11 protein-coding genes are annotated in these 12,371 nt (G+C 67.8%); 6 read left to right on the forward strand and 5 right to left on the reverse strand.

Translation table 11 applies throughout. The features are described from left to right. Positions 1–458: 458 nt before the first annotated feature. Positions 459–1,535: an ArsR/SmtB family transcription factor gene (locus tag STHE_RS11650; protein ID WP_012872784.1), complete on the reverse strand. Its 1,077-nt coding sequence runs from the start codon at positions 1,533–1,535 to the stop codon at positions 459–461. 239 nt (positions 1,536–1,774) lie between these two features. Further along, on the reverse strand, positions 1,775–2,146 hold the full coding sequence (locus tag STHE_RS11655; RefSeq protein WP_012872785.1) for a cupin domain-containing protein: 372 nt from the start codon (positions 2,144–2,146) through the stop codon (positions 1,775–1,777). Between the two features lie 205 nt (positions 2,147–2,351). On the opposite strand from STHE_RS11655, the gene hemE reads away from it, so the two are divergent. From hemE to STHE_RS11685, 6 genes are all read left to right on the forward strand, one after another. After that, complete coding sequence (gene hemE / locus STHE_RS11660; RefSeq protein WP_052295310.1) at positions 2,352–3,416, forward strand: uroporphyrinogen decarboxylase; 1,065 nt, start codon at positions 2,352–2,354, stop codon at positions 3,414–3,416. Positions 3,417–3,550: 134 nt separating this feature from the next. After that, positions 3,551–4,579 carry an NAD-dependent epimerase/dehydratase family protein gene (locus tag STHE_RS11665; protein ID WP_012872787.1) on the forward strand — a complete coding sequence of 343 codons (1,029 nt, stop codon included), beginning with the start codon at positions 3,551–3,553 and terminating at the stop codon, positions 4,577–4,579. 53 nt (positions 4,580–4,632) lie between these two features. Further along, a complete protein-coding gene (gene hemH, locus STHE_RS11670) occupies positions 4,633–5,643 on the forward strand; it encodes a ferrochelatase (RefSeq protein ID WP_012872788.1) in 1,011 nt (336 codons plus the stop codon). Positions 5,644–5,668: 25 nt separating this feature from the next. After that, entirely contained in the window at positions 5,669–7,114 is a 1,446-nt protein-coding gene (hemG, locus tag STHE_RS11675; protein WP_012872789.1) for a protoporphyrinogen oxidase, read from the forward strand. A gap of 205 nt (positions 7,115–7,319) precedes the next feature. Further along, positions 7,320–8,147: an ABC transporter ATP-binding protein gene (locus tag STHE_RS11680; protein WP_012872790.1), complete on the forward strand. Its 828-nt coding sequence runs from the start codon at positions 7,320–7,322 to the stop codon at positions 8,145–8,147. Next, the gene (locus STHE_RS11685; RefSeq protein WP_012872791.1) at positions 8,144–9,841 is read left to right on the forward strand and encodes a putative ABC transporter permease subunit; all 1,698 of its coding nucleotides are present in this window, start codon (positions 8,144–8,146) and stop codon (positions 9,839–9,841) included. The genes STHE_RS11680 and STHE_RS11685 overlap by 4 nt, the downstream gene beginning before the upstream one ends. 21 nt (positions 9,842–9,862) lie before the next feature. Here the strand turns inward: STHE_RS11685 and STHE_RS11690 are convergent, their stop codons facing one another. The 3 genes from STHE_RS11690 to STHE_RS11700 all read right to left on the reverse strand — a co-directional run bounded on the left by STHE_RS11690 (position 9,863) and on the right by STHE_RS11700 (position 12,202). Further along, positions 9,863–10,351 (reverse strand): hypothetical protein, encoded by a 489-nt coding sequence (locus STHE_RS11690; protein WP_012872792.1) that lies wholly within the window; start codon positions 10,349–10,351, stop codon positions 9,863–9,865. A 506-nt stretch (positions 10,352–10,857) separates the two neighbouring features. Further along, entirely contained in the window at positions 10,858–11,829 is a 972-nt protein-coding gene (locus STHE_RS11695; RefSeq protein WP_012872793.1) for a queuosine 5'-phosphate N-glycosylase/hydrolase, read from the reverse strand. 73 nt (positions 11,830–11,902) lie between these two features. Then, the gene (locus tag STHE_RS11700; protein ID WP_012872794.1) at positions 11,903–12,202 is read right to left on the reverse strand and encodes a hypothetical protein; all 300 of its coding nucleotides are present in this window, start codon (positions 12,200–12,202) and stop codon (positions 11,903–11,905) included. Positions 12,203–12,371: the final 169 nt, after the last annotated feature.

Raw genomic sequence — 12,371 nt, forward strand, 5'->3', positions numbered from 1 at the left:
AAAGTACTAACGACTCGCGCGCCTTGCGGCGGCCGGTATTGGGGAATGCGGGGAAGGGACGGCGGCCCATCCGAAGCCGGCCGGACCCGAAGCAGAGCACCTGCTCATGTGGGAGGAGCGGGTGTGGCGGCCGCTTAAATTGACAAGGGGCGTGCTCACTGTTCGGCAAGCACGCCCCTTATCGCCAGTCAGGTCAACCGTGAGAGAGAGGAGAGTCCTGGCTCGGTCGTGGCCGGGGCGACCAAGCCGTTTCGAGGGAATCAGAGGAAGCGAGCCCCCGAGGGGGCTGCGCGTCAAGAGGAAATCAAGGGGGGTTGTGTGAAGCCTGGCATACGCCCGAGGGCGCTGCCCAGCGGCCTCACAACCGGCCTTGACGCGGTTGACCCTCGCTCCTCACGCGTTATCGCGTGGTCGGAGTTAGTTTGTTAATGTCGATCACCCGACAAGCGGTGTGATCGTCATCCGATCTGCTCGAGTTCTTCGGCAATCTGCCGAAGACGCTGAGCGTTGATCGCGTAGTATTTCATGCCGTTGGTCGGCCGTACCTTGACGATGTCCGCGGCTTCCAGCATGGACAGGTGTCGCGACACCGCAGACTGGCTGATTCCAAGCCGACCAACGATCTCCTGCGCGTACAACTCCCCGCCCTGCAGCATCTCAATGATGCGGAGGCGCGTGCCGTCGGCCAAAGCCCGGAGCCCGGGGAGCAAGTCCGCCGAGAGCTTCGATCCCCGCGCCGGCTGTGTCGCGGCGCTGGTCCGCTGGCAGTTGAAGTAGAGGATCAACTCCGGCGGATACAGGATGAACTGCGCGAAGTTCCCCAGATGGTACGACGGGCAGATGGTCACGCGCTCGACGTGCGGCAGGGCGAGCTGCACCTCTTCGGGCAGCCGGTGGCCGCTCAGCTCTTCGAAGGCGACCGCCACACTCGGATAGGTCGTCGAGCGGGCCTGCCGGAGTGCCCGGCGCATTTCTGGCAGCGTGCGATGATACTCGTCATGGTAGCAGTCATGCCAGAAACGCTCGATCAAGGAAATTGTACGCGCTTTCAGTTGTTCAGGTGCCAGAACCAGGTCGACGACCTCATCAAGGTCGGCTCGTGTGATACCTGGTTCAAGAAACGCCCTCCAGGCCGTGCGGTCAGCAGTGTCCGGAGGTGCTACCGTAACTCCACGATCGCGATACACCCTAAGCAATGACTGTGCCATCATCGAATGGTATGCCCAGGGCGGCAGACTCCGCAGATGCGCGATATACGCGTCGAAGTCGGCATCCAGATGCTCCGGCGTGAACGGGTCGAAGGACATCAACAGTTCTTCGACGTAGTACAGCAGCCGGCCTGAACTCCCCAGCACGGTGTCCAGATCGTGCCGGGCTTCTGGATCCAGTCGCTCTCGCGCTTCGACGAGCCAGCGGTCAAACCGCCGCGGGTCGGTCGCCCGAAAAACCAGTGATAGCGCCGATGTCAGATCGAGCGGCACGGACACCGCGAATTCCAGCTTGAGCGCCGGCCGGCCCAGAATGAGTTCCCCCATGTTTGTCCCGGCTCGACTTGTCCGCTCCGCTGGAGCCTGCCCTTATCGCGGCATGAGCATATCACGTTATCACCAGAGTGTCAACAGCCTCTCGTCATGCGTCATACGTCATGTGTCATGCGTCCCCCTCACCCCCAGCCCCTCTCCCCTGGAGGGCTCCGTCCGAGAGGGGAGTAGGATGGAACACGCAACACGGAACACGTACTACGCACTACGGGTGACGCATGACGTATGACGCATCACGCATCCTCCGCCATCCGGGCGTAGTCCTCGCGCGGCGGGCTGAAGATGTCCAGCACCAGGCACCCGTCCTCGAAGGTGCGCGCCCGGTGCCGCACCCCGCCCGGGATGGTGTAAGCCATCCCCGGTCGCAACACCCGCGTCTCCTCGCCGATGGTGAGCTCCAGCGTCCCCTCCAGCATCACCCCGGCCTGCTCGTGCGGGTGCTCGTGCGCCGGCATCTCCGTGTTCGGCTCGATCCGCACCCAGTTGAGCATCAGGTTTTTGCCCTGGATCGCCTGCATGGCAAACCCGGGTAGCGGCGAGAAGGACCGCACCTCCGTCAGGTCGTAGAAGGCCGGGGCAAACTCGCGCTGCTCGCCCGTGCTCATCGGTCGTCCTCCCTTGACTATGCGTGCCCTGCGCGGCGCGCGGCGGCAGCGATCGGCAGGACTCGCCCCGCCGAACCACGCACGTGCTGTAACGCTCGAGCACCGATGAGTATAACGTCCGAGCCTCGCGTTGGCCGCGCCGAGCGGTCCGGGACCAGGTGGTAGAATCCGGGGCGGGAGGGGTTGCGCCCGCAACTCCGCCGCGATGGAGCAGGAGGAGCCTGTGGCCGACGGGATCACGGCCGCCGACCGTTTTCTGCGTGCCTGCCGGCGCGAGCCGGTGGACCGGACGCCGGTCTGGTTCATGCGGCAGGCCGGACGCTATATGGCCGAGTACCGCGCCATCCGTGCCCGCCACACCTTACTTGAAATCTGTGCCCAACCCGACCTCGCCGCCGAGGTGACGCTCCAGCCGATCGACCGGCTCGGGGTGGACGCCGCCATCCTCTTTGCCGACATCCTCCTCCCGCTGGTGCCGATGGGGATTGATCTGGAGTTCGCCGCCGGGGAGGGACCGGTGATCCACAACCCGGTGCGCGAGGCTGCCGATGTCGCCCGGCTGGTCGTGCGCGACCCGGAGGAGGCCACGCCCGCCGTGCTGGAGGCGGTCCGACTGATCCGGCGGGAATTGGACGGGCGGGTGCCGCTGATCGGCTTTGCTGGAGGCCCCTTCACCGTCGCCAGCTACCTGATCGAAGGGGGCAGTTCCCGCCACTACCGCCGCACCAAGGAGATGATGTACCGCGCGCCCGATGTGTGGGACGCGCTGATGGAGAAGCTGGCCGACATGACGGCCCGCTACCTAGCCGGGCAGATCAGGGCCGGGGCACAGGCCGTCCAGCTCTTCGACTCATGGGTCGGCGCGCTCAGCCCGCTCGACTACGAGCGGCGGGTACTCCCCTATGTGCAGCGCATCGTCGCCCACGTGGCGCCGCTCGGCGTCCCGGTGATCGTCTTCGGCACCGGCACCGCCGGGCTGCTGTCATTGATGGCGACCACCGGCGCCGACGTGGTCGGCATCGACTGGCGCATCGCGCTCGACGACGGCTGGGCACGCGTCGGGCACGACCGGGCGGTGCAGGGGAACCTGGATCCGCTGGTGCTCTTCGCGCCGCGGGAGGAGATCGAGCGCCATGTGCGGGACATCCTGGCCCGCGCCGGGGGACGCCCGGGCCACATATTCAACCTGGGTCACGGCATCCTGCCCGAGACGCCGGTCGACAACGTCCGCTATGTGGTCGAACTGGTGCACGAACTGACGGGGACATAGGACGTATTGCGTGTTGCGTGTTCCGTGGGAGGGCCCTCACCCCCGACCCCTCTCCCAAAGTTGGGAAAGGGGAGAAGACGAAACACGGACCACGCAATACGCAATACGGAACACGCAATACGTAAGGGGAACGCATGCGCATTCTGGTCATCGGTGGGACCCGCTTTATCGGACCGTACGTCGTCCGGCACCTGGTCGAAAACGGCCATGAGGTGACGGTGTACCACCGGGGGCAGACTCAGGCGCAGCTCCCTCCCCAGGTACACCACCTCTACGGCGATCGGTATGACCTCCCCACCCGCCGGGACGAGATTGCACGCCTGGCCCCCGACGCCGCGATCGACATGTTCGCCTTCACCGAGGCCGATGCCCGCGCCACAGTGGCCGGGCTGACCGGGATCGCCGGGCGCCTGACCGTCATCAGCAGCGCCGATGTGTACGCCGCGTTCGGCCGCCTCATCGGGATCGAGTCGGGGCCGCCCGAGCCAGGGCTGCTGACGGAGGAGTCGCCGCTGCGCCAGCGGATCTATCCCTACCGCGGCGACACGCCGCGCGCGCCGGATGACCCTCACCGCTGGCGGGACGACTACGACAAGATCCTGGTGGAGCGCGTGGTCATGAGCGACCCGGCCCTCCCCGGCACGGTGCTGCGCCTGCCGATCGTCTACGGCCCGGGTGATACCCAGCACCGTCTCTTCCCGTATCTCAAGCGGATGGACGACGGCCGGCGCGTCATCGTCCTGGACGAGATCGCCGCACGCTGGCGGGGCGCGCGCGGCTACGTGGAGAACGTCGCCGCGGCGATCGCGCTGGCGGCGACCGACCCCCGTGCCGCCGGGCGGGTCTACAACGTCGCCGAGCCGGAGCCGCTTAGCGAGGCGGACTGGGTGCGCGCCATCGGACGGGCCGCCGGCTGGGACGGGGAGGTTGTGACGGTCCCGCCCGAGCGGCTGCGCGGCGTGTCAACGATCCCCGGCGATCTGACTCACGACCTGGCGATGGACACCACGCGCATCCGCCAGGAACTCGGCTACGTTGAGCCGATCCCGCAGGAGGAGGCGTTGCGCCGCACGATCGCCTGGGAGCGGGCCAACCCGCCGGCCGAGTACGACCCGGCGCGCTTTGACTACGACGCGGAGGATGCAGCCCTCGCGGCGAGCTGAGTCGCGAGGGCCGAGTGAGCGTTATCGCTTTGGAGACGACGGAGACATCTCGAATGGACGAGTCGCAGCGGATGGATGAGCAGGGGCAGAGCGCGGTGACGGTCGGGCCGCGCGTTGGCGTGCTGATGATGGCCTACGGTGGCCCCAACTCGCTCGAGGACATCCCCGCCTACCTCCTGGACGTGCGCGGCGGGCGACCCTACTCGGACGAGTTGCTGGCCGAGTTGACCGAGCGCTACCGCGCTATCGGCGGGCGCTCGCAGATCGTGGAGTTGACCCAGGCCCAGGCAGCCGGTGTCGAGCGGGAGCTGAACGACGCGGCGGCCGAGGCGGCCGGCCTGACGTTCCGCACCTACGTCGGCATGCGCCACTGGCACCCCTACATCCGTGAGGTGGTGCCGGACATCCTGGCCGACGGCGTCGACACGCTGGTCGCGATTGTGATGGCTCCCCACTATTCCCGCATGAGCGTCGGCGCCTATCTGGAGCAGTTGGACAAGGCGCTGCAGGAGAACAACGCCAGCGTGCCGGTCCTGTCGATCGAGAGCTGGAAGACCCAGCCCGCCTTCATCGCCGCCGTCGCCGGACGCATCCGGGACGCGCTCGAGCGCTTCCCCGAGGAGGAGCGGGACGATGTCGCCCTGGTCTTCACCGCGCACAGCCTGCCAGAGCGGATCCTCCAGTGGGGCGACCCCTATCCGGAGGAGCTCCGCATCTCGGTGGAGACCGTGGTCGCGGAGGTGAAGCCGCGTCGCTGGCGCTTCGCGTATCAGAGCGCCGGGGCAACGGCCGATCCCTGGCTCGGCCCGGCGCTGGAGGAGACGCTGGAGGCCCTGGCAGGTGAGGGGGTCCGGAACGTCCTCGTCGTGCCGATCGGCTTCGTCTGCGACCATGTCGAGGTGCTCTACGACATCGACATCGAGGCGCGGGAACTAGCCAAGAGCCTGGGGATGCGACTGGAGCGGACCGAGTCGCTGAACGACCACCCCCTGCTCTGCCGGGCGGTGGCCGACGCGGTGCGCGAGCGGCTCGGCCAGCCCGTGCAGGCCGCGGCGACGGAGTAGCGAGCGTAGCGAAGGGGACGGGCGGATGGCAGCGGGTCGCGTCGCGATCATCGGCGGCGGCATCGCAGGGCTGGCCGCGGCCTACCGGCTGCGGCAGGCCGACACCGGGCTGGCCCTGACGCTGGTCGAGGCCGATACCCGCCTGGGCGGCAAGATCCGCACCGAGCGGATGGAGGGCCTGGTGATCGAGGCCGGACCCGACTCCTTCCTCGCCAGCAAGCCGGCCGCCGCCGCCCTCTGCGAGGTGCTGGGCCTCGGCGATCGCATCGTCAGCACCACCCGGGAGAGCGGTGGCACCTACATCCTCCACCGCGGCCGGCTCGAGCCGCTGCCGGAGGGGATCACTATGCTGGTGCCGACCAAGGTCCGGCCCCTCCTCCGCTCGCGCCTCCTCTCGACGCGCGGCAAGCTGCGCCTGGCGACCGAGTACTTCCGCCGGCCGCGGCTCGACGACGCGGATGAGTCGGTCGCCAGCTTCGTCCGTCGCCGCTTCGGTGATGAGGTCTTCGACCACATGGCCCAACCGCTTCTCTCCGGCATCTACGCCGGGGATGCCGAGCAGTTGAGCCTGCTCGCGACCTTCCCGCGCCTGCGCGAGACCGAACTGCGCTACGGCAGCCTGATCCGCGGGATGCTGGCGCAGCGGCGTGCGGCCCCGCCGCCTCCGCCCGCTGGTGGCCAGCCCCGCGGCGCGTTCCTCTCGCTCCGCGACGGGCTGGGCGAGTTGATCGACGCGCTGGTCGCCTCCCTCGATGGGATCGATTGGCGGGTCGGCGTGGCGGCTGTAGCCGTGGAGCCGGTCAACGGCGGCTGGATCGTCCACCTGGCCGACGGCTCGGCCGTCGCGGCCGACGCCGTCCTGCTGGCAACTCCGGCCTGGGCGACCGCCGACCTGGTCGCCGGGATCGACGAGGAGCTCGCCGAGCTGCTGCGCGGGATCCCCTATGTCTCCACCGCGACCATCTCGCTCGCCTACCGCCGGGAGGACGTGGGACAGGTCGGGGTCGGCCGCGGCTTCGTCATCCCGCGCATCGAGGGGCGGGAGTTGACGGCCGTCACCTGGGCGTCGAGCAAGTTCCCGCACCGCGCGCCGGAGGACCTTGTCCTGCTACGCGCCTTCGTCGGCAGCGCCGGGCGCGAGGAGGCGGTCGATCTGCCGGACGACCAGTTGCTGGATCTGGTGCGGCGGGAACTGCGCGAGATCCTGGGACTGGACGCGACCCCGGTGCTGACGTACATCCACCGCTGGTACCGCGCCCTGCCGCAGTACGTCCTCGGCCATCTGGAGCGGGTGGAAGCCATCGACCGGCGGCTAGAGCAGCATCCCGGCCTCCTGCTCCTCGGCGCCGCGTACCGCGGTGTCGGCATCCCCGACTGCATCGTCTCCGGCGAACGCGCCGCCGCCCGGGCGCTGGCGTACCTGGCCGGCGCGGCGGAGCCGTCACGCCAACCGCAAGAGCGGGCCGGGTAAGTCCCCAATTCGGGAACGGCCCTCACTCCCAACCCCTCTCCCAAGGTTGGGAGAGGGGCGTGTTGTCAGGGAACGCGCGAGGCGCCTGCGCCGCTCATGACATGCCGGAGCGCCTACCCGCAGGTGATAGGGCCACCCGCGGTATAGTTGCCCGGAGGCGAACCTCGTGCGCATGTTGAACCGGTAAGGCGGGAGGAGCGCAATCGTGCAGCAGGACGGACGCGCGCAGGTACCACGGGAGGGCGTGTCTCCCGCGATCCGCGCCGTAGGTCTCACCAAGCGCTACGGGGACTTCACCGCCGTCGATCGGCTCGACCTCGTGGTCCAGCCAGGAGAGCTCTTCGGATTCCTCGGTCCCAACGGCTCGGGAAAGACCACGACGATCAAGATGCTGACCGGGCTGCTGGAGCCGAACGAGGGGACCGCTGAGGTAGCGGGTTTCGACGTCTGGCGAGAGCCGCTGGCCGCCAAAGCACGCTTTGCTTACGTGCCGGACGAGCCGAACCTCTTCCCGAAGCTGACCGGACGCGAGTTCCTGCGCTTCATCGGTTCGGTCTTTCGCGTGCCGGCGGATGTCTTCGAGCGGCGCTCTCGTGATCTCCTGACCTTGTTCGACCTGACCGACAGCATCGACGACCGGATCGAGACGTACTCCCACGGCATGCGGCAGAAGCTGGCGATCTGCGCCGCACTGGTGCACGACCCCGAGGTGATCTTCCTCGACGAGCCGACGGTCGGGCTGGACCCGCGCAGCGCGCGTACGCTCAAGACGCTCCTCCGTCGGGTCTGCGACAGCGGTGCGACTGTCTTCCTCACCACACACATCCTTGAGATCGCGCAGCAGATGTGCGACCGCGTCGGAATCATCCAGCAGGGGAAGCTCATCGCCCTCGGCACGCTGGAGGAACTGCGGGAGCGCGGCGGCCATGCCGGCGCATCGCTCGAAGACATCTTCCTGGAGCTGACCGGTGGTGCGGAGTCGGCCGAGTTGATCGAGGCGCTGGCGGAGGGCGAGCGGAGCGGCGGGCGATGACCGGTCTGCTCCTCTGGGCTCAGTGGCGTCAGTGGGTGCACACCTGGCTGTCGCGGCGGCGCGTGCCGGTGATCATCGCCATCGCTCTCGCGGCTCTCAGCTTCGCGACTATGCTGACCTTCTTCGGCTACGCGATCGGCCGGAATTCGTCTCTCGACGCGCTCCGGCCGGTGGCCGGGCTGGCGCTGCCGGCCGTGGTCATCGTGGTTATCCTGGCCGACCTGCCCCAGGTGTACGGGCAGCTCTACGTCGCGCGCGATGTCGAGCTGCTCTTCACGCTGCCGATCCCCACCCGCAGCATCTTCCTGGTGAAGTACCTGCAGACGCTGATCGTCGGCAACCTCCTGACCATCCCCCTCATCCTGATACCGCTGATCGGCCTCGGGATCGGCGCCGGCGCTCACCTGCTCTACTACCCAGCGGTGGTGCTGGTCGTCTTTGTCGTCGTAGCCGGGGCGGTCGCGATCAGCTACCTCATGATGCTGACCCTGGTGCGATTCCTGCCGCGCAAGCGACTCAACGAGATCATTGTCGCCTCTCAGGCGCTGACCGGCCTGATCGCCGCGCTGGCGGGTCAGCTCTTCCGCTTCTCCGATCAGCTGGATCGCGCGCCCGACGTGCTCCCGGTCGCCCCTATTTGGCTTCCGACGACCTGGGGCGCGATCGCGCTGGAGCGGCTCGGGCGAGCCGATCCGTTCGGCATCCTGCCGGCGCTCGGCGTCATCGCGACCAGCGGCGTTCTGCTCCTGCTCTCGATGAGGATGGTGGAGCGCGGCTTCCGCCTCGGCTGGGTGCGGATAAGTGAGGGCTCCGGAAGGAAGCGGCAGACTCGGGCACGATCAGCGGCCTACGCCCCACCGCGCGGCCCGATCGCTGGTATCGCCGTCAAGGAGATCACCATGCTGCGGCGCGACATCCGGCAGTGGATGTCGCTCTTGCCGATGATTGTCCTTTTTGGCATCGGTCTTTTTCAGTTCATTGCCGGCGGTGGCTGGACGATAGCCCGTGAGTATCCCAGCGCGACATGGTTCGTCGTCCAGAGTGGCCTCGTCACGTTCATGATCTTCGCCGGTACGGCGTTCGCCGCGCCGGCGTTTGCCCTGGATGGTCTGGCGGCCTGGGTGCTCCGCACCGCGCCGCTCTCCGGCTGGCAGATTGCGCTTGGTAAGTTCCTGGTCTACTGGGGAGTGCTGGCCGGCCTCGTCATCGCGGCCGACCTCATCGCCGCGGTCGTCCTCAGGTGGTCACTCCTCCAAGCCGCTGGAGGAGTGGTCGTCGCCGTCGTCCTCCTCACCGGCGCGGTGGCATTGCAGGTGTGGATCGGAACGTTCGGCGTGCGATACGACCCGCAAAACCCCCACAATCAGCTACGCACCGGCATCGGGTTCTTGGTGATCGGCGTATCCGTTGTCTACTTCCTTGTGGCGCTCTTGCCGGTGCTTCTGACGCTGCTCCCGACCAGCCTGGAGCCGCTGCTCGCCGACGACGTGGCGAGCGCCTCGGGATGGGCCGCGACGGTCGGCCGTGCCCTGCTCGCGGTGGTGCGGTTGAAGATTGCGCACCCCGTGCTGACCACCGGGCTCGGTGTGCTCTGGCTGATCGCGACCGGGCTCGGGATTGCGGCGTTCGCCCTCTGGCGCACGGCGCGCCGTGTAGACGCCGGCATCCAGATCGAGATCGTCCAGCAGGGATAGATAAGCGGAGCCGCGGCCGACTTACGCCCGCACGGTCAGGCGCTGGTCCTCGCCTTCGGACTCCCGGGCGTAGGCATAGCCCGCACCGGTCACGATACCGCCCAGCACGTCGTACAACCGGTTCATCTCCTCGCGGCTGACCCCGGCCACGCCCAGGATGTCGTCCACCGTGACCGTCATGTCGAACCGGTCCTCCAGTGCCTCGGGGAGGCCGTCGCCAGGGAGATCGGAGATCAGAATCTCCCCCTCCTCGGCTGTCATGGCCCGCGATCGCACGTCCCCGCCGAGCGCCTCAGCACTGAGCTGCAGGAGGAGCGTGCTCGCCTCCACGCCGGGTGTCCCCATGGCGCCCCAGGTTTCGCCCAGCCGGGCAGCGGCATAGTCGATGAACCCGTCGATCCCGCCCTCGCGTTCTCGCACGTAGGCCAGCGCCAGACCAACCAGCGTCAATCCGGTCAGCCGGCACCAGGCCAGCAACTCCTGCGGGGTATACGGCCGTGGCTCGAGCATCCGTCGCTCCCTTCGCTACGTTTTCCCAGGCCTCGCTGGTGCCGCCGGGTCAAGACCGCGACGATCCTGCGGCCGGGATGTGGAGAAATCCACGCCTGATGTGGATAACCGCGTGGATTTGTGGAAATCCGTGTGTACACCCGCGGTGTTGATGGGGAAAGCGCCCGTCTGGCCGTGGGCGGCGTGGGGATGGTCGTGGCATTGACAAGGAAGTCACACCGGCTGTCCCCAGCCTCCTGTGGAGTCGTGGACGGCTTGTCCACACACCACCCACGGGCGAAATCCCCGTCTGGACGCGGATCTTCCCGCTTTTCCCCACCGTCCACAGTCTCTACTAACCACGACGGTTATCTTCATCCACAAAGAGATTAACACGCGAGGACCACCCCGCTCCGGTCATGTCTCAGGTGCCGGTGCATCTCGCACCGTCTCCAATCACGAGAGTGGCCCTCACCCTCAGCCCTTCTCCCAACGTTGGGAGAGGGGGTTACTCAGAGGATGCGTGATCAATAGAAGATCGTGCGGGTGCGGTGGTAGGGAAGAGTACCGGCCGGGAGGCGCTGGCCCTCGTCCCAGAGCAGCCAGTCCACCTGGTAGGCATCAAGCGCGTGCCCGCGGCTGGCCAGCGCGCGCCGCAGCTCCTCGACGCCCCAGATGGTCGCCGCGCGGATCTCAACCTCCTCCGGGCTGCCGGCGGGGATCTCCTCCCGGCGGGCCAGCCGGTCGTGCAACGCCGGCGCGTAGCGCAGGATGCCGAGGTGGTGGAGCACCTGGGGCACCTTGTAGTCGGCGAAGGCCGTCAGCTCCCCCAGGTCGTCGAATGCCCCGAGGTCGGACCCATCGAACGCGCCATAGAGGTCGCTCACGAGGATCTGGGCGCGCTTGTAGAAGCGCACCTGTTCTCCCCGGTAGGTCGCCACATCCCGGAACGAGGGAAAGGCATTGGTGACGATGTCGACCAGCGCGACGGCGCTCCTACCGGCCGCGGCGATGGCGTCCGAGAAGCGGCCGGCGAAGCGCTCGGCCAGGACACTCCCGGTCTCGCGGAGGATGCGGGCACGCTCGTCGAGCAGCGGGATCTCCCCTTCGCCGGCGAAGATGGTCGCTACGTCGTCGCGGGTAATCTCGGCCAGGTAGCTGGCATCGGTGAGCGGCACACCTTGTTCCAGTGCGCGTTTCAGCGACGCTGCCAGGGCCCAGTACCCGTCGTAGACGGCGCCGGCGTACTCGATGCGCCAGCGCGGCTCGCCCCAGAAGCAGAAGTTGACCGCATCGAGCACGAGGATGTAGTTGGCCAGGGCCTCCCGGCCGTCGCTCCAGTGGAGCTCGCGGTTCCAGGTCGGCGGCGTCACCTGCCGCGCGGCGAAGGCCTCTGCGATCTGCGCGACCGCGTCGTGGTCAATCCACACCGCCTGTGCCTGCTCCACCACGCGCCGCGTCGTCGTCAGGACTCCCAGCCGGTCGCCGGGGTCAGCCATGGGCCCTCCCTCCATTCGGGCACTGCGTTATCCGAGGAGAGAATAGCACGCGGCGGCGCGTCGGCCGGTGCGGCTAGGGCAGGTGCAGGTCGTTGGGTTCGAGGTCGAAGCCGTACGTCTCGGCGATGTCGCGCAGATGATCCATCGTGACATCCGGCTCGGAAGTGAGGTAGTACCAGACGCCGTCCCCAGAGGGAGTGGTATCCCCGCGCTGGAAGTAGCGGACCTGGCCGTCGATGGCGTTGAAGTAGTAGCCCGGCTGCTGCACGTCCTGGTCGCTGTCAAGCACGATGTCGTGCTCCTCCGGGTCGGTCTGGCCGGGGTTGGGGTGTGCCTGATCTCCGGGTCGGGGAGCGGGGTTCGGGCCTCGCATAGCGACTCCTCTCCACGGCGACCACCGGCAGGTCTCGGGGATGCCCATGCAGCATCCGTGCCAGACGCAGGCGGAGCGGGCATTGCCAATTGGGAGAATTAGGCTACCGGTCCACCGTTGAGGCAGGGCGAGGCGGCTCCCTATACTAGCCGCATATGCCGGCTGCGGA

Source organism: Sphaerobacter thermophilus DSM 20745 (assembly GCF_000024985.1).
GTDB classification, from domain to species: domain Bacteria; phylum Chloroflexota; class Chloroflexia; order Thermomicrobiales; family Thermomicrobiaceae; genus Sphaerobacter; species Sphaerobacter thermophilus.

What these genes read in the sequence shown, in the direction of transcription:
- hemG (WP_012872789.1), top strand. Translation starts at nt 5,669, where the DNA reads ATGGCAGCGGGTCGCGTCGCGATCATCGGCGGCGGCATCGCAGGGCTG.
- STHE_RS11695 (WP_012872793.1), bottom strand. Translation starts at nt 11,829, where the DNA reads ATGGCTGACCCCGGCGACCGGCTGGGAGTCCTGACGACGACGCGGCGC.
- STHE_RS11665 (WP_012872787.1), top strand. Translation starts at nt 3,551, where the DNA reads ATGCGCATTCTGGTCATCGGTGGGACCCGCTTTATCGGACCGTACGTC.
- STHE_RS11685 (WP_012872791.1), top strand. Translation starts at nt 8,144, where the DNA reads ATGACCGGTCTGCTCCTCTGGGCTCAGTGGCGTCAGTGGGTGCACACC.
- hemH (WP_012872788.1), top strand. Translation starts at nt 4,633, where the DNA reads ATGGACGAGTCGCAGCGGATGGATGAGCAGGGGCAGAGCGCGGTGACG.
- hemE (WP_052295310.1), top strand. Translation starts at nt 2,352, where the DNA reads ATGGAGCAGGAGGAGCCTGTGGCCGACGGGATCACGGCCGCCGACCGT.
- STHE_RS11700 (WP_012872794.1), bottom strand. Translation starts at nt 12,202, where the DNA reads ATGCGAGGCCCGAACCCCGCTCCCCGACCCGGAGATCAGGCACACCCC.
- STHE_RS11655 (WP_012872785.1), bottom strand. Translation starts at nt 2,146, where the DNA reads ATGAGCACGGGCGAGCAGCGCGAGTTTGCCCCGGCCTTCTACGACCTG.
- STHE_RS11650 (WP_012872784.1), bottom strand. Translation starts at nt 1,535, where the DNA reads ATGGGGGAACTCATTCTGGGCCGGCCGGCGCTCAAGCTGGAATTCGCG.
- STHE_RS11690 (WP_012872792.1), bottom strand. Translation starts at nt 10,351, where the DNA reads ATGCTCGAGCCACGGCCGTATACCCCGCAGGAGTTGCTGGCCTGGTGC.